The following is a 23,988-nucleotide window of genomic DNA, read 5'->3' as shown; positions in this document are numbered from 1 at the left end:
AGGCATCACCCCTCCTGACCTGAAAATTTCCGCTGCACCTGCCCCATACGGATCTGCAAACATACTGCGCCGACCAGCACCCCAGCAACGAGACCAATCCAATAGCCATAGGGGCCAACTGCCGTCCAGTTGGCCAGCATCCAGCCGCCGGGAAGACCGATAACCCAGAAGGACAGCACCGCCAGCAAAAATGTCACATGGACATCTTTATACCCGCGAAGTGCTCCCTGCAGCGGCGCATTGATGCTGTCTGATACCTGCATGAATACCGCATAGACCAGGAATCCCGTAAGTATCGGCTGAACTTCACGGCTCGAAGTATACAAGGCGGCGATTTCCGTTTTGAACTGCGTCAGCAGCAGCGCCAGCACGCCCACGAAAACCATCGTCAGCACACGGCTCAGGCGGATATACTGCTCGGCATCAGCAAAGCGCTTGGCGCCAACTTCGTACCCGACTAAAATGGTCAGCGTCATGCTGACGGCCAGCGGCACCATATAGACGATTGTCGTGAAATTCATAGCCGCCTGATGGGCCGCCACCACCACCGTGCCGTAAACCGTCATAAAAAGCCCCACGGCGCCAAAGATGCTCTGTTCACAAAACATCGTACTGCCAATCGGTATCCCGACCCCCAGCTGCTTTTTCCACTCGGAGAACTGCGGGCGCGGGAAGTGATGGAAAATACGATAGCTTTTGAAAGGTTCGATATGGGTGACCACCCAGACATTTAAGAGCAAGTTCAGCGAAAAGGCAATCGCCGAGCCAATGCCGGCGCCAATTCCGCCAAACGCCGGAACACCAAAGAGACCGTACATGAACACGTAATTGAGGGCAATATTCACCGGCACCGAGGTCATCGTGATGCACATCGTGAGCCGCGTATGGCCATGCGCATCGATGAAATTCCGCAGCACGCCGGCCAGAAAAATCGGCACGATGCCAAAGGACACCGCCAGCAAATAATGCGCCGTGATATAGTGCACTTTTGGCTCCAGATTTAAAAGCGGCAAAACCCGCGGCACCGCCAGCCAACCCACGGCAATAAACAAAAAAGCCAGGGCCATTGCCCAGTAAAAGCCTTGTTTGACAATGAAGCCAATCTTATCCTGCCGCCCGCCGCCATAGAGCTGGGAAATCGTCGGCGTAAGGCCGGATATTATTCCGAGCACACTGCCAAAGAATGGCAGGAACAAATTGACACCAACGGCCACTCCAGCCAAATCCTGCTGGCTGATATGCCCCGCCATAATCGTATTGAAAAACCCAGTTGCCATAAGTGACAGCTGGGTAATAAAGATAGGCAGCAGCACGGCAAAAAACTGCCGTGCTTTCTGCTGATAACCATAAGTCTGCTTCATCAGTTTTCATCCTTATGCAAGCAACAATTTTTATATTTTTTGCCACTGCCGCAGGGACAGGGATCATTGCGGCCCACTTTATGACGGCGCACTTCCTCGAAGGGAATCACCTTGCCACGGCCCGACTTAGCCATGAGCTTTGCCGGCGTATAGCCCTTGAGCGGCCAAAGATGCGTCGAATTATTGAACGCGATGAGCAGCGGTACAATTGCCTCTGCCTTGCGGTCATCTTTCATCAATCCAAGCTCGTCCAAGTATTCGACAGCTTCCTGCATATTTCCTCCATTCTGCAGCAGAATGAGGATTTCGCCGACAATGTCAGCGGCCTTCAGTACATCGCAGCCATGCTCTCGCATGAAGAACTGTGCCAAGGCCTTATAAGCATCCGTAGCATCGATGTAACCTTCCGTACCCGCTTCATAAACCCGGTTGTACGACAGCGGCGCAAAGCCGAGGTTGGCATGCTCGCGCTGCTCATCCTCCAGCTTATTCTCATCGATAAGCGTATAGTACTTCGCACCCTGCGGCAGAGCAACCAGCGTATTCTGCCAGCAGGAGGCATTGAGCAGAACGCCGACAAAATCCATGAACGAAACCTGCTCGGCCTGCGCCGCATCCAAATAGCCCGTTACCTTTTCGTAAAGCTGTTCGTAATTCATATAGCCGTAAAAGAACAGGCAGCCGGATGCCAGACGGGTAACCTCCGTATTGAGCTCCGCCAAACTGCGGAACGTTCCCGAATCCAGCTTCGTAAACTCCGCCTGAATTTCTTTCGGCATATACCAGGCCAGCTTGTCTTCCTTCACGCCACAGGACACGAGCCCCAGCCCGCGCAAATAATCGAGACGGACATCATCGTCACGGAACTCCGTGGTCAGGCCATCGTGCTTGAGCAAATGCTGGAAGCACTCGTACTCCTCCTCAAGAATCGAAGGAAACCAGCGCTGAGCAAATTTAACGATTTCCACCGACAAGCGCTCGGCAAGTTCCGCCTTCTTGAGCGAACTAACCCCCGAGATATTGAGGTTATAGCGGATATCATCGAGCTCGGCTTTCGTCATTGCCTCGAGCATATCCAACAGTTCCAATTTTTTCGGCAGCTTGTGGCGGTAAAGCGCCTTCTTGCGCGCCTCCATATCTGCCTGTACCATCTGCTCTAACGTCTCGTTGTTCTGTTCGATTTCCGTCTTATTCTCTTCCATTATAAAAGGCTTAATCCTCACTTTCCTGTCTCACTCAACCAAAGAAATCCGCGATACCATCGGCAATCCCCTGAGCGGCTTTCTTGATTCCGGCTTCACTATTCATCAGACGTTCCTCTGACGGATTGGAAATAAACGCAACCTCCACGAGTGTTGCCGGCATATCGGTATGCTTCACGACATAAAAATTACTGCTTTGCGTTCCACGGCTCTGGGTTCCAAGCTGGTCAATAACCCCCGCGCGGATTTTATCGGCTAAATCCCGCGAACGCTTTGACCCCAGCGAATAATAATAGCCGGTTGTTCCCTTGGCCGCTCCATTGGTAAACGAATCCATGTGAATCGAAACGAATATATCCGAACCATTCTGGTTGGGGATATCGCAGCGGGCCTGCAGCTCCTCTATGTCGCTGGCATCAGCCCCCTTGGGCGAAACCTCGGTATCTGTATCACGGGTCATATAAACCGTTGCGCCTTCTGCTACCAGCAGCCGCTTCAATTCCTGAGCCACCCGCAGCGTAACGCTCTTTTCCATTACCCCCGTTGGCCCAATGGCTCCAGAATCGCTTCCGCCATGACCAGGGTCAATGGTAATCTTCCGGCCCCGCAGGCCCGTAATGCCGGCCAGTTCCCCATCTACATCGTCCTGGGGCTTAGTCTCCGGTTTGGATTCCGGTTTCTGCGACGGCTTCGTCGAAGGCTTGGTCGGTTTTGTCGTCGGCTTCGTCGAAGGAGCTGGCGTCGGTTTCGTCTTTGGCAAATCAATCTTTGTCCCAGAAGAATCCCCGCTCAAATCGCCGATATCGAGAACGACGCGTCCAGCCACAGGGCCACCCTTTAGGGAAAATACCTTGTGGTTCTGTTTGCCAACCTTGCTCTCAACTACAATGCGAACCGTCTGCGGATTGAACTGCGCCACTCTGGCCTTACCAACAAAGCGGCTGTTCACCGGGAACTCCTTCTTGAGCTTCGGCGAAATCCAAGCATTCGGAATATCCACCACCAGGCGGTCCGGCTCGCCAAGAGACATCGCCTTATACGTTACTTCTTTATTGGCATCAATTACGATACGCGTCTTATTTGCTTCCGTACTGACCCGAACGCCAGTTACCTCAGCCATGCCGCTTACCCGCTGTCCAAAATTCGTGTCAGCTGCGAAAGCCGGCAGGGTAAAAAGCATCATATATAATGTGACAAGAATCAAGCGAACTATTCTCTGTCTCATCAAATCCCTCCCTACAGGCACATATACCTTATTATCATATGTCTCCTCCAAAAAATCAAGAAACTTATGTACGAAAAAGGCCTTCCTAGGGAAGGCCTAACAATCCTGTAAAGAGAATCCAATATATTAGAGCATATTCTTAAGAAACGCCTTGGTCCGCTCTTCCTTGGGATTAGCGAAAAAGGCCTCCGGTTCGCCCTGCTCGACAATGTTGCCGCCCGCCATGAAAATAACCTGACTGGCTGCCTCCCGGGCAAAGGCCATCTCATGTGTGACCACCACCATGGTCATGTGCTCCTCGGCGAGCTCCCGCATCGTTTTGAGCACTTCGCCCGTAAGCTCGGGGTCAAGGGCCGACGTCGGTTCATCAAACAGCATGATATCCGGCTTCATACAAAGCGCCCGCGCAATGGCCACGCGCTGCTGCTGGCCGCCGGAAAGCTGCGACGGATAGTAATCGGCACGGTCGGAAAGCCCGACTTTTGCCAACAGCTCCTTTGCATAAGGCTCAATCTCTTCGCGCTTAAGCCCCTTTACATGCATCGGTGCCTCAAGCAGGTTCTCCATAACGGTCATATGCGGAAACAGATTGAACTGCTGGAATACCATGCCCATGCAGCCAAGCAGCTGCCGCTCTTTCTTGCTCTCAGCATATTCGGCCTGACCATTCTCCTTGGTCACAGCCAAAAATTCGCCTTCAATCTCAATCGAGCCGCTGTTAATCGTCTCAAGCTTGTTGATGCAGCGCAGCAGCGTACTCTTGCCAGACCCCGATGGGCCGATAATGGCCAGCACCTCGCCCCGGCGTACCTCAAGGTCAATTCCCTTCAGGACTTCCAGTGCACCGAAGGACTTATGGATGTCATGCATGCGCAGCATGACTTCATCTTTAGTTATCGTATTTGCCATAATATGCCTCCAGTTTCTTGAAGCCCCACGTCAATACAAACGTCATTGCCAGATAGAACACCGCTGCAATCAAAAACGGCGTCATGTCAAATTCCCGCTGAACGATGGTGCGGGCCACGCGCAGCAAATCATTCATCGCCAGAATGTATACGAGCGACGTATCCTTTACGAGGTTGATGGTCTCATTGCTGACCGGCGGCAAAACCATGCGGAATACCTGCGGCAGAATGATGCGGCGCATCGTCTGCGGATAACTCATGCCCAATGTCTTGGCAGCCTCATACTGCCCCTTCGGTACCGATTGGATTCCGGCACGGAAAATTTCCGCAAAGTACGCCGCATAGTTAAGCGTAAAGGCCAACAGCGCCGCAGCGATATCCGGCAGACGGACGCCAACCATCGGCAGGGCAAAATAAACGAACAACAGCTGCAGCATCAGCGGCGTACCGCGCATGAGCCAAATGTAAAACTCCACCAGCCGTGACAGCGGTTTCAGCGATGACAGGCGCCCCAAAGCCGCCAACATGCCCAGCGGCAAAGCGATAATCAAAGTGACAAAGAAAATTTCCAGCGTGATTTCTGACCCTTCCAGCATCAGCAGGAAAGTATCCAGCAGCTTATCCATCCAACAATCTCCTTTAGTGTAGCAAAGCGTTAATACGCTAATTATACACGAAACCACCGCCGCTGTAAAGCAAAGAGGCAGGCCTGACGGCCTGCCCCAAACATTTCAATCCATTATTTTTTCGTGATATCCTTGCCAAACCACTTCTCGGAAATCTTGGCAATCGTGCCGTCGGCTTTCATCTCATTGAGAACCTTCTGCACTTCGTCGCGGAGCTGCTGATTGTCCTTGCTAAAAGCAATGCCGAATTCGCTGACCTCACCGACTACCGAATCAACGGCCTCAATCGAATCAGCATGCTTGCTCATGTAGTAGCGGCCGGTAATCTCATCGCCGACAACCGCATCAATGCGGCCGTTTTCCAGGTCCATAAACGCCGAGACATAATCGGAATACTTCTTGACCTCTTTGACATCTTTCTTAAAGAATTCCGATTTATCCATATACTCTTCGGCAGTACCAGCACTCTGCGTACCAACGACTTTGCCAGCCAGGCTCTTCTCATCCGTGATACCTGTCGTGCCCTTCTTCACGAAGATGATCTGGCGGTTATCCATATACGGGTCAGAGAACAGCATGTTTTCCTTACGTTTTTCGGTAATGTCAAGACCATTCCACAAAATGTCAACGCGGCCGCTCTTGAGCTCAGCCTCTTTGCTCGACCAGTCGATTGCCTTGAACTCCACCTCGCGTCCCAAACGCTTCGAAGCTTCTTTAGCCAGGTCAATATCAAAACCAACGATTTCATTATTCTCATCCTTGAAGCCCATCGGCGGGAAATTGTCATCAAGCCCCACGACGATTTTCTTGCCAGCAGAAGAACTGCCGTCTTTTGCCTTATCGCTGCCGCAGCCGCTGACAAAAGCAGCCGTCATTACCGCGGCCATGCCAAGTGCTAAAAGTTTTCTCCATTTCATAATGAAACCGCTCCTTTTCATTTCTTTATCGTATTAAAGAATTAACATGATGGTATTATACTGTAACTCTGTAAACAATGTCAAGCACTATTTTTTTGCCCGAACCACATTATTTTACACAAATGGCAGGTTTTTTTTTTCGCAAGGCGAATAGTATTATTATACAATACGGATTTCCGTACAAGGAGGGGATTAATTTGCGAGCTGTTTCCGTAGAGGATTTAAAACCTGGAATGATTCTCGCCCGCACCATCGTCAATCCCGACATGGTCGTGGTTTTATCTGAAGATACATTATTGACCAAAGCCCATATTACCCGTTTAACATTTTTGAATATCCCGGTCGTTTATGTTAAGGATGAGTATGAACTCAGCCAGAATTACCAGACCGTATCTACTATCTTTAACCGTGGCAATGCCTTCGTCAAGGAATACGAGGGCGTCGTACAAGAAGCCCGCTCCATCTTTGCCGAGACCGGTTCAACCGGTACGATTCCGGTCGAGAAAACCGAAAACCTGATGAAGACCGATATTGCCCCGATGGCCTCCAACAGTGGTACCATCGATTATCTTTACGAGCTGAATCATTTAGCCAGCGACATCTACAACCATTCGCTGCGCGTTTCCATTCTCTCCGGCGTCATCGCCAAATGGATGCATTTTGATCGGGCCAAGCGCAGAGATATCATGCTGGCCGGGTTCCTGCATGACATCGGCAAAACGAAATTCCCGCAGCGCCTGCTAGACAAAAATGTCAACAACCTGCAGGGCGAGGATTACGAAGCCTATATTCAGCATACGGTAGACGGCCATCATATCCTTAACGCCCAGCCGGGACTTTCCGAAGGCGTTAAGCTTGCCGCCATGCAGCATCATGAACGCATGGACGGAACCGGCTTCCCCTTCAACTGCATGGGAGCCGATATCCACGAATACGCGCGCATCATCATGATTGCCGACATCTACGACAATATCACCACCGAGCGCGAAGGGTACGTTAAACAGACTCCGTTCTCGGCCATCGCCCAGATTACGGAAAACATGTTCACGTCCTTAGACCCGACGGTCTGCGTTCCGGTACTCACCCATATCAAGGACGCTTTCCTTGGTTCGCGGGTCACGCTGAACAACGGCGAGAAGGGTACGATTGCCGCTTACCCCAATGACTTTGCCGCTCATCCTGTCGTAAGCATTTCGCCGGATGAAATCATCAATCTCAACGAGCATCCGGAACTTACGATTACCGAATACAACCCCAAATAACCAATCATTGGACATAACAAAGCCGCTCATAAGCATTCCGCTTATGAGCGGCTTTTTCATGCCCGCCAACAAAATTTAGCGCTCATATTTTTCACAAAGGCGTTTTAAATCTTTCGCCTCTATCATCAGCGAGTAATCTGCTTTCAAGCGCCATTTCCAATTAAGCCCAACTGTTCCGGGCGTATTCATCCGGCTTCGTTCATCGAGATGCAAAATATCCTGCATCGGAACAACTGCCAGGCGTGCATTGGAGGCATAGGCAAAAGCAATAAGCCCTGCCGCCACATCCTGCGGCCGGTCAGCCTTGGCATGCAGCAAGCCTGCCACTGCGGCCCGCACGGATTCATCAATATCTTGATTGTACCAGCCAACCGTCGTATTGTTATCATGCGTTCCCGTGTATACCACGCTGTTCTCGGGGACCACACAGCCAAGCCGCCCCTGTTCGTTGAAATGCAGGCAGAAATGAAGTACCTTCATCCCTGGGAAACCACAGGCATCGCGAAGCTGTTCCACTTCATCGGTGATGATGCCCAAGTCCTCGGCTACAATGCGGAACTTGTCACCAAATTCGCGGCGCAGCTCATCGAAAAACGGCTTGCCCGGTCCCTTGACCCAACGCCCATTGATTGCCGTGGTGGCCTTGCCATCTACTTCCCAGAACGACTCGAATCCGCGGAAATGGTCGATGCGCACAATATCCACCAGCTCGAACAACTTGTGGAACCGCTTCTTCCACCACTTGTAGCCTTCGGCCTTCATCGCCTGCCAATCGTACTGCGGATTGCCCCAAAGCTGTCCCGTGGCACTGAAATAATCAGGCGGAACACCAGCCACCGTATTGGCAGTACCGTCTTCTCTGAGGTCAAACAGCTTCTGGTTGGCCCAGACATCGGCGCTGTCACCAGCCAGGAATATCGGCATATCGCCCATAATTTCGATGCCCTGCGATTTGGCATACGCATGGAGACGCTGCCACTGTCTGGCGAAAAGATACTGCTCAAATTTCACCATGCCAATCGAATCCGAGAGACGTTTCTTAAGATCAGCCAACGCTTTGGGCTCACGCGTCCGGATGGGTTCCGGCCACTTGCTCCACTCCTTGCCCTTAAATTCCCGCTTGGCTGCCTGGAACATGGCAAAGTCTTCCAGCCAATCGGCTTCCTGCTGGCAAAATTCCTGATATTCTTCGTTCTTATCCATCGTATGCTGGAATTTTGCCCAGGCTTTTTTGAAGCATTTGCGTTTAAAGTGCAGAACCCATTCAAAATCGATAAAGGAAGAATTGCTTACATAAGGCACCCGGGCCTCAGCCGCCGTCAGCAAATTCTCCTCAATCAGTTCATTCAAGTCAATCAGCATAGGGTTGCCTGCAAAAGCCGACGAAGACTGATACGGGGAATACCCGACATTATCCACTGGTCCCAGCGGCAGAATCTGCCAGACCTTCTGTCCGGCCGCCTTGAGGAAGTCAACGAATTTATACGCTTCTTTGCCCAAATCGCCAATACCGTATTTGGACGGCAGCGAGGTCGGATGAAGCAGAATGCCTGCCTGCCGCTTATAGCTGCGCGGCGCCCGTTTGTGCTGAAGCAGAATCCCTTTTAACGGAGCCAGCCTTATATGCACTTTGCCCCGAGTGACCTCGTACACATTGCCGCTGCCCACCACGTCGACAAAATGGCCTTCCGCAAAATCACTGACATCCAAATCCAGGGTGTGTGTTTCGGTACGGCTGCGGTTAAAAGCAGCCACGAAGGATTCATCCTTTTCTTCCTGGCCAAACACATCCCTGCCACCACGGATTACGCGCGCATAGGCAATGCAGTCCCCTTCAGCCAGCAGCGGCAGCAGCGCACCAGTCTGCAAGGCCGGATGCTGGTTGCGCAAAGCAATGATTTGCTCGTACCATTTTTTTAGATACGAGTCGCCCTTGCCCCAGGGATACGGACGGCGGTTATACGGGTCTTTAAAGCCCTGCATACCAATCTCATCACCATAGTAGATGCAGGGAACGCCCGGATAAGTCATCTGCCAAAGGGATGCCATCATCAGCCGTTCCACCCCAAGATTGTACTGGTCCTTATCAAGCCGGGAGCGCGACTGCTCGACAGCCGGCATGCCATCATAGTAAGCGGCCTCGCCCAGAATTGTCACCGCCCGCTGAACGTCATGACTGCCAATGAGATTCATCATGGCATAGAAATTTTCCTTCGGATAGTTTTCCCGCAGGCTCTCAAAACGCCGCATTGCCTGCCGTCCATCATTCCGGTACAACAGGAAATCAAACAGGATGTCACGGAACGGATAATTCATTGCCGAATCCATTTCCTGTCCGCAGAGGTATTCGCGCGGCGTGCCATAGGCAATCTTGTGCGAAGCATCCTCCCAAACCTCACCAATCATAACGGCTTCCGGATCCGTCTTTTTCAATTCCCCGTAAAAAGCCTGCGAAAAGGGCTCCGGCAGTTCATCGATGACATCGAGGCGCCAGCCGGCTATGCCCTCCTTCATCCAATGATGAAGCACGCTATCCTTATCGTTGATGATAAAATCCATATAGGAAGGCGTCGTTTCGTTTACATTCGGCAGCGTATTGAAATTCCACCAGCTGTCATATTCATAGGGAAAATTGCGGAAACTATACCATTCGTAATAAGGTGACTCCTTGGACTGGAAAGCCCCCACGGTATCATAGGCACCAGTCCGGTTGAAATAGCGGCTGTTACTGCCCGTGTGACTGAATACGCCGTCAATAATAATGCGTATTCCCTGCTCCCTGGCGGCTTTGATTAATTCACGGAAATCCTCTTTCGTTCCAAGAATCGGGTCGATTTTATGATAGTCGCCTGTATCGTAATGATGATTGCTTTCCGATTCAAATACCGGATTGAGATAAATGACCGAAATCCCCAAATTCTTCAGATAACTGAGTTTTTCCTTGATGCCCTGCAAATTGCCGCCAAAGAAATCATACGCCACAATCTCCTTGGTATCCGGATCTTTATAATAGCACGGGTCATCGGACCAATCGGCATGATATACGGCTCCCTTTTTCGGGATAATCCGCTCGCCTTTCCGGTAAAAACGGTCGGGGAATATTTGATACATTACGCTGTGCTTGAACCAGTCCGGCGTTTTGGCGCCCTTATTGTACACCGTAATCTGAAACGAGGGCGGCACATGGTCATAGACTTCCCCCAAGCCGCCGAGCTGTTCCGGATTATTGCCATAATAGCAGGTACCATCCGCAGTGGTGATGATGAAATAATACCAGAGCAGACAGCCTTTTTCGGGAAGATCCAGCGTAATCGAGTAGAACTTTTCCTCGCTGGTATAATCATCTTTGGTAGTCAGCGTGAAGAGTTTTTCCCCGAACCGGTCATGCCAACCCCGCATGAGCACATTCATGATGGACTGATGCGTCCGCAAACGAAGACCAAGTTTTATTTTAGAACCAGCTTCTGCTGCTCCAATCTGGGAACGAAAATAGACATTCCGGGAATTATGCTCAACCTCATTTCTTCCCAGCATAACATCCCCTCCTTTTCGCGTTTTTCTTGCATAAAAGGCGGCAATTACCTTGCCGCCCTATCCTGCTTTTTATTCCTCTAACAGTTGCTGATACAGCTCCTTGTATTCCTTGGCAGAATTTTTCCAGCTGTAATCCGTATTCATTGCATTTGCTACAATATGCTGCCACTCTTCGAAATTCTCGTAAGCGCTCAGCGCACGCTTCAACGCATACATCATTTCATGGGCATTGTAATCGCCGAAGACAAAGCCATTGCCTTCATTGGTGTATTTATCATACTGCTGAACCGTGTCCTTGAGTCCGCCAGTCTCACGGACTACTGGAATTGCACCATAGCGCAGGGCAATCAGCTGACCGATACCGCAAGGCTCATAATCCGACGGCATCAGGAAAATATCGGCTGCTGCATAAATGCGCTGTGCCAGTTCATTGGAGAACTTGATATTGGCCGAAACCTTATTGGGGAAGCGCCACTCAAGGCCCTTGAACCACTCTTCATACTCCCGGTCGCCCGTTCCGAGCATGACAAACTGGATGTCCTCATGCTGCAGGATTTCATCCATCATGCGAACGATAAGGTCAAGTCCCTTGGCAGCCACCAGACGCGAAACCAGTGCTACCATCGGCGTGCGGCGGTTGTTCGGAAGTCCCAGCAGATTCTGCAATTCCGTCTTATTGTCGGCCTTGCGGTCACGGCTGTCGATATCGTATGTCTCAAACAAATTATTGTCGGTAGCCGGATTGTAGACATTGTAATCTAGGCCATTCACGATGCCGAACAGCGTATCCTGACGGCTGCGAAGCAGTCCATCCAGATTCTCACCAAAGTATTCGTACTGGATTTCCTGCGCATACGTCTTGCTGACCGTGGAGATGTAGTCGGCATAAATGATGCCACCCTTCATGAAGTTCACCGCATCATAAAATTCCAGGTCGCCATTGTTGAAATACTTCCAATCCAGCCCCAAAACATCACTCATGACCTCTTTCGGGAACACGCCCTGATATTTGAGGTTATGAATCGTGTAGAGCGTGCGGATATCGCGATAGCGCTCATCATCCATGTGCTCGAGTTTCAGCAGGACATTGACGAGACCGGCATGCCAATCGTTCGTATGAATGACATCGGGCCAGAAGTCCATGACCGGCAGCAAATTCAAGACAGCACGGCAGAAGAAGGAAAAGCGTTCTGCATCGTCATCATAACCGTAGAAGCCTTCTCGGCCGAAGTATTCCTGGTTATCGACGAAATAATAAGTAATCCCGTCCTTTTCGTATTTATCCAGACCCACATATTTTTTGCGCCAAGCTACATCCAATTCGCCATCATAAACATGTTCCATAGCATTGGTATATTTCGGGTCAATCTTGCCAAATTTTGGCATAATGACACGGATATCTACATTCTCCTCTTTCAATGCCTGAGGAAGAGAACCTGCTACATCAGCCAAGCCTCCCGTTTTGGCAAAAGGCACTACTTCCGATGCTACATAAAGAACTTTCATACCCATATCCTCCTTATTCGTCGCCGGCGGCAACAGCTTTTTTCTTCACCGTTTTCTTACGGGCTGCAGTCGTAACCGCAGCAGATTTCTTTGTTGCCTTCTTAGGGGTAGTTGCTTTCTTAGCAGCAGGCTCAGACTCAGCTTTGGCTGCTGCCGTTTTTTTCGTGGCCGTTTTCTTGGTGGCAAGTTTGGTGGCAGCAGTCTTTTTTGAAACTGCTTTCTTGACCGGTTCCTTCTTCGGCGTCTCCTCATCGGCCGTCTTTACGGCAGCCTTACGGGTCGTTTTCTTCGCCACAGTTTTCTTGGCTTCGGCTGGTTCCGTTTTTGCCGTTACCGAAGCTGTCCGCTTCGCGGCTGTTGCCTTCTTGGCAGTTGCCTTTTTAGCCGTCGCCTTCTTAGCTGGTTCCTTCTTTTCTGCTTCTTTCTTTTCTGCTTCCGTCTTTTTCGGACGGCCGCGGCGTTTTGCCGGAGCCTTCACTTCAGCGGCTTCTGCCTTATCGGCAGATTCTTTTTCCTCATGGCCTCTGGCATCTACTTCCGCCGAAGCCTCAGAAAAAGACGTTCCTGCACCAGTCTGGCCATTTAACCGCAAATAGATCGTAGCAAGCGGCGGAACCGTAAGCGTAATGGACTGTTCCCGGTTATGCCATGGGATATCCACCGAAGCAATCTCATTGGCATTCTTTACGCCGCTGCCGCCAAAGGCCTCATCATCCGAATTGAACACTTCCACATAATTGCCCTTGGACGGAACGCCAATCCGGTAATTATGACGAACCTCCGGCGTGAAGTTGCAAACCGCAATGATAAAGTCGTTGCTGTCGTCTGCCTTGCGGATAAACGATACAATGCTGTTTTCATTGTCGTTGCAGTCAATCCACTGGAAGCCATTCCAGTCAAAATCGACCTGCCAGAAGGCCTTGTGGTCACAATAGAATTTATTGAGCGCCTTGGAATATTCCTTCATCTTAGTATGCATATCATACTGCTCAACCAGATGCCAATCCAGGCTGTCATCGTAATTCCACTCGATAAACTGACCGAACTCGCCGCCCATGAACAGCAGTTTCTTGCCCGGATGCGCCATCCAATAGCCAAAGAACGTGCGCAAGCCGGCAAATTTCTGCCAATAATCGCCCGGCATCTTGCTGATTAGCGAGCATTTGCCATGAACGACCTCATCATGGGACAACGGCAGTACAAAGTTTTCTGAGAACGCATACATGAACGAGAACGTAACCTTATCGTGATTCCACTTACGATAGATTGGATCCAGGCTCATATACTTGAGCATATCGTTCATCCAGCCCATATTCCATTTGTAGTTGAAGCCCATGCCGCCCATATAGACCGGCTTGGAAATCAACGGCCAGGCCGTAGACTCCTCAGCTATCATCAATGCCTGCGGATGATACTGGAAGATGGCCTCGTTGAGCTTCTTGAGGAAGTCCATTGCTTCCAGGTTGCCCGTGTCACCATATTTATTTGGCTGCCACTCACCGTCTTTGCGTCCATAATTGAGGTAGAGCATGTTCGCTACCGCATCAATGCGCAGTCCGTCAATATGGAATTCCTCGAACCAGAACATGGCATTGGAAATCAGGAAACTCTGAACCTCGGTACGGCCGTAATCGAAGTTTGTAGTTCCCCACTCCCAGTTCTCTGCCCGCGTCTCGTTATCCGATTCATAGAGCGTCTGGCCATCAAAATGGCGAAGGCCCTGTTCATCCTTGCAGAAATGCCCCGGTACCCAATCCATGATAACCCCGATGCCATTGGCATGCGCGCGGTCAACCAGATAACGGAAATCATCCGGCGTGCCATAACGGCTGGTCACAGCGTAATAGCCCGTTGCCTGATAGCCCCAGGAACCGTCAAAAGGATGTTCGCAAAGCGGCATAAACTCAATATGAGTATAGTTCATGTCCCGAACGTAGTCAATCAGCTGGTCCGCCAGCTCGCGGTAGGACAGATACTCGCCATCGGCATTGCGGCGCCAGGAGCCCGCATGAACTTCATAGGTAAGCATCGGACGCTCGTAGGAAGATTCCCGGCGTTTCTGTTCAGCCCAGGCCCCATCCTTCCATTCATAATGACTCATATCGTAGACGCGTGATGCCGTATTCGGTTTCTTTTCCGCATAGAATCCATACGGGTCGGCCTTCAGGATGCGCGGGCCGCCCCACTGGGGTTCAATCGCGTATTTATACAAGGTACCTTCAGCAATACCTTCCAAAAATACCGACCAAATCTCCCCATCATCGAGGCGGGTCATCGGATTAACCCGGTCATCCCAATCGTTGAAATCGCCAACGACCGTGATGGATTTTGCATGCGGTGCCCAGACCGCAAACCGTACGCCCTTTTTGCCATTTTCCTCCACGAAATGAGCACCGAGCATCTCATACGCATGATAGTTCGTTCCCTGATGAAATAAATATCGGTCAAATTCACTAAGCTCTGATGTTTTCAAAATAATCCCCCTCTGTTATCTTCATTGATATGCAGGCGAATCCCCACCCGCCTGCAATCAATTGTCCGGCATTTACGGAATCATGACAGGTTTTACCTGCCAGATTTCATTTGCATACTCATCGATTGTACGGTCAGACGAGAAGCAGCCGGAATTGGCAATATTCATTGCCGATGACTTAAGCCAATGGAAACGGTCCTGATACCGTTTCATGATTTCCACATGAGCCGCAGCATACGCGTTGAAATCCTTCATGATGAAGAACTCATCGTTGGCATGAACAAGGTATTCATAGAGCGAACGGAAATCGCCATAGGTTCCATCCGTCAGCTGATTTACGACAGTGCGGACATTTTCGTTGGTGTTGTACTCATCCCAAGCGGAATAAGTTCCCGTTGCGTAATAGTTCAATACCTCCTCGGCCCGCAGGCCAAAGATGACACAATGCGCATCGCCGCCTACGGCCTCGCGGATTTCCACGTTTGCACCATCAAGCGTTCCGAGCGTAATGGCACCATTCATCATGAATTTCATGTTGCCAGTACCCGAAGCTTCCTTCGAGGCGGTGGAAATCTGCTCGCTGACATCGGCTGCCGGATAGACAATCTCACCAATCGATACGCCAAAGTTTTCAATGAAGACAATCTTGATTTTCCCCTTGATTGACTTGTCATTGTTGACTTTATCGGCTACGGCAAGAATCAGGCGAATCGTCTCTTTGGCAATGTAGTAGCCCGGAGCAGCTTTGCCGCCGAAAATATACGTCGTCGGCAGCATATCGAAATTCTTATCCGTCTTGAGCTTATGATACTGGTACATGATATGCAGGATATTCATAAGCTGGCGTTTGTACGAATGGATGCGTTTTACCTGAATATCGAAAATGGAATCCGGATTTACCTCAATTCCATTGTGTTCCTTGATGTATTTTGCCAAGGCTTCCTTGCGCAGGTGCTTGATTTTGCCAAGCTCTGCCAGGAACGGTTTGTCTTCCACGTAATCGTTGAGCAAATCCAGCTGTTCCGGATGACGGTGCCAGCGGCGGCTGCCAATCGTCGCATCGATGAGGTCAGCCAGCTCCGGGTTGGCTCCCATGAGCCAACGGCGATGCGTAATGCCATTCGTCTTGTTGTTAAACATCTTCGGATTATACTCGTAGAAATCGCGCAGCGTCGTATCCTTGAGGATATCCGAATGGATTTTGGCAACGCCATTGACGCTATGGCCGCCCACGATGGAAAGTCTTGCCATGTGGACCATGCCATCCTGAATGATGGACAACGCATGGACTTTGCCCTCGTTTTTCGGGTAGCGTGCCCGGACCTCCAGGAGGTGACGGCGGTTGATTTCATCGATAATCATGTAGATGCGCGGCAAAAGTTCGCGGAACATATCCACCGGCCACTTCTCCAGCGCCTCCGGCATGATGGTGTGGTTGGTATAGGCAATGGTATTTCGGGTGATAGCCCAGGCCTCATTCCATTCAAAGCCTTCCTCATCCACCAGGATGCGCATAAGCTCTGCCACAGCAACAGCCGGATGCGTATCGTTGATATGGATGGCAATCTTCTGGGCAAAGTCGTGCATATCCATCCCGGTTTTCTTGTAATGGCGGACAATACTCTGCACACCAGCAGAAGTCATGAAGTACTCCTGAATCAGGCGCATGCGCCGTCCATCGTAAGTACTGTCATCCGGATAGAGATAGCGCGTAATGCTCTCTACAAACATGCGGTATTCATTTTTCTGGCGCATCTGTTCCTGCGTCAGCATGCCATAATCGGAAAAGTCACGGTTGACTTCGGCATTCCAAAGGCGCAGCGTGTTAACCGTGTTGTTGTGATACCCGACAATTGGCACATCATACGGTACGGCCATGACCGTCCGCGCATTTTCATGAACCAGTTTGAGGCTGCCATCCGGCATTTCCTTCATATAAGCATTGCCGCCGAATTTGACGTCAACGGCTTTATCCGGCTTGCGGTATTCCCAGGCGAAGCCATTTTTGAGCCAGTTATCCGGAATCTCAACCTGGTTGCCATTGATGATTTTCTGTTCAAACAGACCGTACTGGTAACGGATGCTGCAGCCATGTCCCGGCAGGCGATGGGCTGCCATCGAATCGATGAAGCAGGCAGCCAGGCGTCCGAGGCCGCCGTTGCCAAGGCCGGCATCGGGTTCTTCCTCGAACACCTCCGAAAGATTCAAGTCAAATCCTTCGAGGACTTCCTTAACGGCCTCTTCAATGCCGAGATTGATTAAATTGGACTTCAACAGCCGCCCCATCAAAAATTCAATGGAGAAATAATAGACCTGCTTTTCCTCACGTTCTCCATACGTGCGGTTTGTCTTGATCCAGTTATCCGATATGTACTGCTTAGCAGTTGCCGCTACGGTCTGGTAGATTTCATTTTCGGTCAACTCATGGAGGTCTCTGCCCCACATGATATGAGCTGTGTTTAGGAAGCGAACCCGAAGGCCTTCTTTAAGCTTTTCAAATTCCTTGCTCTTTGGTCCCTTCTGTTTTTTTTCTTTCTTTTCTTTTGCCAAATAAAACACTCCCCTTTGGCCCTAAGCCATGAAAACCATGAGCTTTTATAACAAGAACAGCCGTTGCCCGATTCCACTGCCCGTTATAAGCAATGGTACCTCGTTACAACGGCTGACTTTGCCTATCAAATTACGACATTTTTGGTAACAATCAGCGGATAGTTAGCTGCTCCCTTGAGCCACTTCTCCTTGGTAATGATGACATTCTTATCGCAAATGACATTTTCAATCAGAGAACCCTCTTGAATGTCGCATTTCTGCATGATGATGGAATTCTTGATTTTAACGCCCTCCGCTACATTTACCCCGCGGAACAGGATGCTGTTCTCCACTTCGCCGCGGACAATGCAGCCATTGGCAATCAGCGAATTCTTGACGTCGGCCGTTTCTTTGTACTGAACCGGCACCTCATCCTTGACCTTCGTGTAAATGGGATGCTGCCCCATAAAGAGCTCTTCCCATACTTCCGGCTGCAGGATATCCATATTGGCCTTGTAGTAGGCTGCCGTCGAATCGACATGCGCCACATAGCCATCATGCTCGAAACCGTAAATATTGTATTCAGCGGCACGGCGGATGATACCATCAATCAGGAAGTCCTGGCCACCATGTTCATAGGTATAGCGAATCATTTCTACGAAGATACGCTTCTCCATGAGATAGACATTCGTAGAAACCTGCGTCCCATCATATACCGCCGGTTTCTCGGCGATATCGGTGACAAGGCCATTTTCTGCGGTCTCGATTACCACGTTCTTGCCATGGGCTTCTTCCGTTGCCGTATTGTACACCATGGTGATGTCGGCATTGGTGTTCTGATGAAAGCGCAGCAACTGGCTGAAATCCACGTTGTAAACAAAACTGCCACTGGTCAACAGGACATAGCGCTGGGAACTGTGCTCGAAGAAATCCAGATTGTGATAGAAATTCTTCAAATCGCCCTTGCGGTTCATATCTTCCTGCTGTGGTGCCGGAAGATAGAATAAACCATCATGACGGCGAGCTAAATCCCAGTCTTTACCGGAACGCAGATGGTCAAGTACCGAACGCGGTTTATCCGGTAGCATGACTCCGACACAGGAAATGCCGGAATTGACCATACTGGACAAGGTAAAGTCAATCAGCCGGTAACGGCCGGCAAATGGAATCGACTCTACGGCACGGCGGGCCGTCAGATCACGAATCAAGCTATTATCTTCCTGAAGATTGATAATCCCCATTACTGTTTTCAATTTTATTCACTCCGATCCAACTATGACTAGGTTGCTGTTTATATGCTGCGACTCAGCCAGCCTGTTTGCTGCCTGCCTCACTCTCTACTGTCTCGCCTTCTGCTACGACAGTAATGGCACCTTTCTCACCAGCTACCTTCGCACCTTCTGCGATTTCACAGTTCTGAGCGATAATTGCATAGTCGACAACGGCATTTTCGCGGATAACCGTTGAAGGCATAACGACCGAATTCGTAACTTTCGCGCCCTTGCCGATGCGTACGCCCGGGAAGATGACGGAGTTTTCGACTTCGCCTAAGACCATGGAGCCTTCACTTACCATGGAATTCTTGATTTTGGCATCCGGGCCAACGAAATGCGGCGGCATGGACGGATTGGAGGAAAAGATCTTCCAATCGCCATTGAGCTCGAACGGCGGAACATCCTGCAACAGGTCCATATTTGCCTGCCAGAGGCTTTCAATCGTCCCGACGTCTTTCCAATAGCCATCGAATGCGTAGGAATAAAGACGTGCTTTGTCAGCCAGCATCTTCGGAATGATGTTTTTGCCGAAGTCGTGGCTGCTGGTCTCATCTTTGGCGTCATCTTCAAGATACTTCTTGAGGAAGTTTTTGTTGAAGATATAGATACCCATCGATGCCAGGTTGCTCTTCGGTTTAGCCGGTTTCTCTTCGAAATCTTCGATACGGCCGTCTTTATCCGTGTTCATGATACCAAAGCGCGGAGCCTCATCCCAAGGGACTTCGATTACGCCGATTGTTGCCTCGGCTTTGTTCATCTTATGAGCATCGAGCATCCAAGAGTAGTCCATCGTATAAATGTGGTCACCCGAAAGAATCAGGACATAGTCCGGGTCAGCAAGGTCGATGAAATTGAGGTTCTGATAGATGGCATCTGCCGTTCCGCGATACCATTCTGCCCCTTTCTCCCTCGCATACGGCGGCAGGATGAATACGCCTCCGTCTTTCTTGTCGAGGTCCCAGGCACTTCCCGATGCTAAGTAATTATGCAGTTCCAGCGGACGGTACTGCGTCAGCACACCGACTTTCTCAATGCCCGAATTCGCACAGTTGCTCAGCGGGAAATCAATAATACGATATTTGCCTCCAAACGGTACGGCCGGCTTGGCGATTTTCTTCGTCAACGCCCCCAAACGGCTGCCCTGGCCACCAGCCAGGATCATTGCTAAGCATTCTGTCTTTCTCATAAAAAATCCCCCTTGGATGTTGTGGAAAAGTCAGTTTCCCCTAATTTGACTGCTTTTCGAATATATATCTATAAAAACAGACCCAGTCTGTTAATATACACAATCCGTATGCAAAACAAGGCTCCCACGCATCTTATTTCTTGCACCGTTATCTCCCGTCGGACAGCGGCTGATATCCGCATCAACGGTCCTTCCGGACCACCGTCTATCCTCCTGAAAAATTTCTTATACATAGGAAATTCGATAAGATTTGAAAATCTCCTGCTTAGCAATTAAAAAAAATAATATTTTTTATATATTTTTTTATAAAGATAGCTTATTATAAATATAAAAAAAAAGACGTTTTTATGAAATCCTCTTCATAAAAACGTCCAGGCCAGCGCACCGATAAATGTTGCCAGGCTAAACCCCTTAATCACATTACATATTACCTGCCCGCGCGGCCCATAAACCTTCAGGACAATCGGCTGCAGTTCATAAACCAGAAACGAAACACAAACAAAAATCAGCGGCGCATCGTCGTTGACCCACTCATAACACAGAATGACTATCGCCAGCACAATTGCTAGTACCTCGCCGCGCGCATAGCTGCGCGGTTTCGGGTGCAGCGCTTCATCGTACTCGGCCCGGCTGACAGGTACACCAAATGCATCGACCCGTTCTTCTTCCTTGGCGAACCAGCGATATCGCATAATTATACCTCCCCGCGTATTTTACAGGCATGCCGCATTATAAACCAGATTATCCAGCATGCGGTACAAAATATCCCCTGGGCAGTCCGTCGAGTTGTACTCGCGATGCCCCTTAATATGGCTGCGGTTTATCGGGAACCCATAGTAGCGGCTCAACGCCCGCAGAAGCTTGGCCGCCGATTCCATCTGGGCCGAAGTAGGATGCGCTTCCATAAAGTTTCCTACTATATTGACGCCAACGGTGTGCCAATTCTGCTGATAGCAGTGCGCGCCGAGCATATTCATCGGACGGCCGCGCTCAATGGTTCCATCTTTCCGGATCAGGAAATGATAACCAATGCCTGCCCAGCCGTTGTTCTTATGCCACTCATGAACTTCTTCGGCCGAGACATCGCGGTTCGTACCACCGATATGATGAATGACCACCCCATCAGTCGTCGTGCGGGTCTGCAGCGAACTGAACTGCAGATACGTCTCACGGATGGAAACGCCCGGAAGGTCATTGCCCGCCCCCCAGGCTGCCTCAACGGCTTTATGGTGCATTAGTCCTGGTGCCAAAGCTAGCCCTGCTCCCATACATATAGTATTTTTCAAAAAATCTCTGCGATTCATATTATCAACCTTACTTCTCTACAATGACGAATTATATTGTATCCCTTCTTTCTGAAAATCATCAGTAAGACCTAATTCCTACCCTCTGGAAACAAAAAACGCAAAATTGACTTGTCAATTGACCCGTCAATTTTGCGTTTTGCTTTGCTTAATTCACTGCCTGAATCGGGCGCAGCTGCCAGGAGCCATCGCCATCCAGATGAAGTTCGGTATCGTGCTGTGCAAACAGCGTGGAACGATGCCCGACGCTCACGATGCTGGCAGTGGGAAGTTCGCGTTTCAAAAGCTCATACATTTCCTGTTCACGCGGTTCATCGAGGGCCGAAGTCGCCTCGTCCAGGAATATCCAGTCCGGTTTCACGAGCAGGACTCGGGCAAAAGCCAGCCGCTGCTGCTCGCCCAGCGAAAGGATGCGGCTCCAGTCGTCCACTTCATCGAGCTTAGCCACAAATTTCTCCAAGCCCACGAGCCGCAGGACTTCCTGCAGCCGCTCGTCACTGCCCGAAGCCGAAAGCGGATAATACAGCGCGCGGCGCAGGCTGCCCAGCGGCAGATACGGCCGCTGCGGCAGAAAAAGCGTCCGGCTCCCCTTTGGCAGGACTACTTCGCCTTTGCCATAGGGCCAGATGCCAGCTAAAGTACGCAAGAGCGTGCTCTTGCCACAGCCCGAAGAACCTGTAACCAGTGCATAACATCCCTGCGGAATCTGCAGCGTGCAAGTATCCAGCAAAGTCCGCGCATCCGGCAGCTGAACCTGCAAGTTTTCCAGGCATAAATTATCGGTCTCTTTTTCCAAGCGGCAGACACCATTTTGAATTTCACTAACATCTGCCATATGGCCGGTAAAGGTCGTGAGTCGGCGGATAACCGCAGCCAGCTGCGCGATAGTATCGTAGGACTCAACGAAATAGGACAGCGCATCCTGTACGCGGCCGAAAGCCGATACCGTCTGCATGAGGCCGCCCAATGCCATCGCCCCGGCAAAATACCGCGGAGCCGCCAGCACCAGCGGAACGATGATGGCCAGCTGCGCATAGCCATTGACGTAAAAATTGAGCAGCTTCGTCTGGCGCATGAGCTGCCAATAGTTTTCGATGACCCTGGCAAACCGCTCCTTAAAACCGACGGACTCAGGCTGCTCCCCGCGATAAAACGCAACGCTTTCACTGTTTTCGCGAACGCGCATCATATTAAAACGGAAATCCGCTTCAAACCGCTGCTGGTCAAAGTTGAGGCCGATGAGCTTCCGTCCGACGAGATGCGCACAGATGGTACCGGCCGCTGAATAAATCAGCGAGAACCAGAACATATAGCCATAGATGACAAATTCATGACTGCCGAGCGGCACCGTAAACGCCCCGGACAAATTCCAGAGCACGACGCCAAAGGCCGCCAGCGTTGTCAGCTGCTTCAAAAAACCAATCAAAAGCTGCAAAGTCAGCGTAACGAACTGATTGATATCCTCACTGATTCGCTGGTCCGGGTTATCCGTATCGCTCTTTAAAACCTGCAGGCGATAGTAAACCTGCTGCTTCATCCACTTGCCAAGATATTGATTGGTCAGCCAGGTACGCCATTTTATCTGAACGGCCTGCCGCAGGTAAATCGCATAAACCGCAATGAGAATATGAAGCATTGCCAGCCCGGTGAACTCACCTACCAGCGGCCAGAACTGATCCGCCTGATAGCCCTGTAGGGCATTATAGAATTCGTTATACCAGCTGTTGATACAAACCAGCAGATATACATCAAAGAAGTTAAGTCCAATCACAAAAGTCAGCAGGCCCCTTGCCCGCCATTTATGTTCCGAATTCCAATAGCCGCGGAAAAGCTGCCAAAAACCATGCAGAAACTTCCCCTTCATAAAACCACATCCTTTTACTTGCTGTGTCAGAGATAATTTCAGTATAGCTTTTTCGCTTGTTTCCCGCAAGGCTTGATTATGGTAGAATAAAAGAAGTTTTATCCGTTTCATCGGGGAGGTTTCAACCGCAATGTTTTTATATCTTTTACTGATAATCGGGCTTATCCTGCTGGGACTGCTCTATCACTATCTGCCCAGCAAACGAATCTTTTTCTTTTTCTGCCTGACGCTTTTGGCCGCCGGCAGCATCGCCTTTTTCTTCTGGCCCGTCAAAGCACCAGAACCAGCCGCCATGACCGAAGAAGAACTCAACTATCAAACCGAGCAGCAGCAAATCTTTGCCACCTGGTACGCCAGTTACCAAAAAGACCTTAGCGAGCTCGATCGGAACTGGCAATGGTATCACAATATCCTGGAAAATTTCAAAGAGGATAACATCAGCATTCAAACCACTTATGTACGCCTTAAGCAGCTCGAGCAGGACAGCCAACTTCTGCGTGACCGCATCAATCATCACGCACCACCGCTGGCACTCAACGATGGCTGCTACGATTTATTGATTGAAGTCATGAAGAAAACCAACGCCTACGCTGAGGCACAGTACCGTACTATCGCGCTGACCAAAGCGGCTGCTGACCCAGCGAATCTGCGCACCACCGACCAAGCCGAACAGAGCCGCATGCTCCAGGCCATCATGATTCGTGAACAACCTGTCGGCCTTTATACCGCCAAGGAAATCGCAGCCATCCGAGATTACCTCGACATTCAGCAGGATACACCAGCCGAAAATAAAGAAACAAAATAAGAGGCCCGCTGG

The 23,988-nt window shown here is 50.3% G+C and carries 17 protein-coding genes; 2 read left to right on the top strand and 15 right to left on the bottom strand.

Annotation, left to right across the window (positions count from 1 at the left end):
• Positions 1–5: 5 nt before the first annotated feature.
• From FZ040_RS05860 to FZ040_RS05835, 6 genes are all read right to left on the bottom strand, one after another.
• Positions 6–1,361 carry an MATE family efflux transporter gene (locus tag FZ040_RS05860; protein ID WP_149171154.1) on the bottom strand — a complete coding sequence of 452 codons (1,356 nt, stop codon included), beginning with the start codon at positions 1,359–1,361 and terminating at the stop codon, positions 6–8.
• Positions 1,361–2,563 (bottom strand): YecA family protein, encoded by a 1,203-nt coding sequence (locus FZ040_RS05855; protein ID WP_149171153.1) that lies wholly within the window; start codon positions 2,561–2,563, stop codon positions 1,361–1,363. The genes FZ040_RS05860 and FZ040_RS05855 overlap by 1 nt, the downstream gene beginning before the upstream one ends.
• Before the next feature lie 34 nt (positions 2,564–2,597).
• Entirely contained in the window at positions 2,598–3,788 is a 1,191-nt protein-coding gene (locus FZ040_RS05850; protein ID WP_149171152.1) for an N-acetylmuramoyl-L-alanine amidase, read from the bottom strand.
• Positions 3,789–3,914: 126 nt separating this feature from the next.
• Entirely contained in the window at positions 3,915–4,697 is a 783-nt protein-coding gene (locus tag FZ040_RS05845) for an amino acid ABC transporter ATP-binding protein (protein ID WP_149171151.1), read from the bottom strand.
• Positions 4,678–5,322, bottom strand: coding sequence for an amino acid ABC transporter permease (locus tag FZ040_RS05840; RefSeq protein ID WP_149171150.1), 645 nt, complete (start codon positions 5,320–5,322; stop codon positions 4,678–4,680). Before FZ040_RS05840 ends, FZ040_RS05845 begins: the two co-directional genes overlap by 20 nt.
• Positions 5,323–5,435: 113 nt before the next feature.
• Positions 5,436–6,239 carry an amino acid ABC transporter substrate-binding protein gene (locus FZ040_RS05835; RefSeq protein WP_149171149.1) on the bottom strand — a complete coding sequence of 268 codons (804 nt, stop codon included), beginning with the start codon at positions 6,237–6,239 and terminating at the stop codon, positions 5,436–5,438.
• A 197-nt stretch (positions 6,240–6,436) separates the two neighbouring features.
• On the opposite strand from FZ040_RS05835, the gene FZ040_RS05830 reads away from it, so the two are divergent.
• Positions 6,437–7,501, top strand: a complete 1,065-nt coding sequence (locus FZ040_RS05830; protein WP_255448776.1) for an HD-GYP domain-containing protein — start codon at positions 6,437–6,439, stop codon at positions 7,499–7,501.
• Positions 7,502–7,576: 75 nt separating this feature from the next.
• On the opposite strand, the gene malQ is transcribed toward FZ040_RS05830, so the two are convergent.
• The 9 genes from malQ to FZ040_RS05785 form a co-directional block, all read right to left on the bottom strand.
• Positions 7,577–11,035 (bottom strand): 4-alpha-glucanotransferase, encoded by a 3,459-nt coding sequence (gene malQ, locus FZ040_RS05825; protein ID WP_149171148.1) that lies wholly within the window; start codon positions 11,033–11,035, stop codon positions 7,577–7,579.
• A gap of 69 nt (positions 11,036–11,104) precedes the next feature.
• Positions 11,105–12,541 (bottom strand): glycogen synthase GlgA, encoded by a 1,437-nt coding sequence (gene glgA, locus FZ040_RS05820; protein ID WP_149171147.1) that lies wholly within the window; start codon positions 12,539–12,541, stop codon positions 11,105–11,107.
• Between the two features lie 13 nt (positions 12,542–12,554).
• Complete coding sequence (glgB, locus tag FZ040_RS05815) at positions 12,555–15,014, bottom strand: 1,4-alpha-glucan branching protein GlgB (RefSeq protein ID WP_149171146.1); 2,460 nt, start codon at positions 15,012–15,014, stop codon at positions 12,555–12,557.
• A 72-nt stretch (positions 15,015–15,086) separates the two neighbouring features.
• Positions 15,087–17,564: a glycogen/starch/alpha-glucan phosphorylase gene (locus tag FZ040_RS05810; protein WP_255448773.1), complete on the bottom strand. Its 2,478-nt coding sequence runs from the start codon at positions 17,562–17,564 to the stop codon at positions 15,087–15,089.
• A gap of 125 nt (positions 17,565–17,689) precedes the next feature.
• Positions 17,690–18,796, bottom strand: coding sequence for a glucose-1-phosphate adenylyltransferase subunit GlgD (glgD, locus tag FZ040_RS05805; protein ID WP_149171144.1), 1,107 nt, complete (start codon positions 18,794–18,796; stop codon positions 17,690–17,692).
• A 52-nt stretch (positions 18,797–18,848) separates the two neighbouring features.
• The gene (locus FZ040_RS05800; protein ID WP_149171143.1) at positions 18,849–20,003 is read right to left on the bottom strand and encodes a glucose-1-phosphate adenylyltransferase; all 1,155 of its coding nucleotides are present in this window, start codon (positions 20,001–20,003) and stop codon (positions 18,849–18,851) included.
• Between the two features lie 359 nt (positions 20,004–20,362).
• Positions 20,363–20,695, bottom strand: a complete 333-nt coding sequence (locus tag FZ040_RS05795; protein WP_149171142.1) for a hypothetical protein — start codon at positions 20,693–20,695, stop codon at positions 20,363–20,365.
• Between the two features lie 21 nt (positions 20,696–20,716).
• Positions 20,717–21,253 (bottom strand): peptidoglycan recognition protein family protein, encoded by a 537-nt coding sequence (locus FZ040_RS05790; protein WP_255448772.1) that lies wholly within the window; start codon positions 21,251–21,253, stop codon positions 20,717–20,719.
• Between the two features lie 202 nt (positions 21,254–21,455).
• Positions 21,456–23,171 carry an ABC transporter ATP-binding protein/permease gene (locus FZ040_RS05785; RefSeq protein ID WP_149171140.1) on the bottom strand — a complete coding sequence of 572 codons (1,716 nt, stop codon included), beginning with the start codon at positions 23,169–23,171 and terminating at the stop codon, positions 21,456–21,458.
• Positions 23,172–23,301: 130 nt separating this feature from the next.
• Here FZ040_RS05785 and FZ040_RS05780 point away from each other — a divergent pair, with 130 nt between their 5' ends.
• Complete coding sequence (locus tag FZ040_RS05780; RefSeq protein ID WP_033170120.1) at positions 23,302–23,976, top strand: hypothetical protein; 675 nt, start codon at positions 23,302–23,304, stop codon at positions 23,974–23,976.
• Positions 23,977–23,988: the final 12 nt, after the last annotated feature.

This window comes from Pseudoselenomonas ruminis (assembly GCF_008271295.1).
In the GTDB taxonomy this organism is placed as follows: domain Bacteria; phylum Bacillota; class Negativicutes; order Selenomonadales; family Selenomonadaceae; genus Selenomonas_A; species Selenomonas_A ruminis.
Note: the sequence above shows the minus strand (reverse complement) of the source record. Positions and strands in the feature narration are given on the sequence as shown.

What these genes read in the sequence shown, in the direction of transcription:
- FZ040_RS05860 (WP_149171154.1), bottom strand. Translation starts at nt 1,361, where the DNA reads ATGAAGCAGACTTATGGTTATCAGCAGAAAGCACGGCAGTTTTTTGCC.
- FZ040_RS05855 (WP_149171153.1), bottom strand. Translation starts at nt 2,563, where the DNA reads ATGGAAGAGAATAAGACGGAAATCGAACAGAACAACGAGACGTTAGAG.
- FZ040_RS05850 (WP_149171152.1), bottom strand. Translation starts at nt 3,788, where the DNA reads ATGAGACAGAGAATAGTTCGCTTGATTCTTGTCACATTATATATGATG.
- FZ040_RS05845 (WP_149171151.1), bottom strand. Translation starts at nt 4,697, where the DNA reads ATGGCAAATACGATAACTAAAGATGAAGTCATGCTGCGCATGCATGAC.
- FZ040_RS05840 (WP_149171150.1), bottom strand. Translation starts at nt 5,322, where the DNA reads ATGGATAAGCTGCTGGATACTTTCCTGCTGATGCTGGAAGGGTCAGAA.
- FZ040_RS05835 (WP_149171149.1), bottom strand. Translation starts at nt 6,239, where the DNA reads ATGAAATGGAGAAAACTTTTAGCACTTGGCATGGCCGCGGTAATGACG.
- malQ (WP_149171148.1), bottom strand. Translation starts at nt 11,035, where the DNA reads ATGCTGGGAAGAAATGAGGTTGAGCATAATTCCCGGAATGTCTATTTT.
- glgA (WP_149171147.1), bottom strand. Translation starts at nt 12,541, where the DNA reads ATGAAAGTTCTTTATGTAGCATCGGAAGTAGTGCCTTTTGCCAAAACG.
- FZ040_RS05800 (WP_149171143.1), bottom strand. Translation starts at nt 20,003, where the DNA reads ATGAGAAAGACAGAATGCTTAGCAATGATCCTGGCTGGTGGCCAGGGC.
- FZ040_RS05795 (WP_149171142.1), bottom strand. Translation starts at nt 20,695, where the DNA reads ATGCGATATCGCTGGTTCGCCAAGGAAGAAGAACGGGTCGATGCATTT.
- FZ040_RS05785 (WP_149171140.1), bottom strand. Translation starts at nt 23,171, where the DNA reads ATGAAGGGGAAGTTTCTGCATGGTTTTTGGCAGCTTTTCCGCGGCTAT.
- FZ040_RS05780 (WP_033170120.1), top strand. Translation starts at nt 23,302, where the DNA reads ATGTTTTTATATCTTTTACTGATAATCGGGCTTATCCTGCTGGGACTG.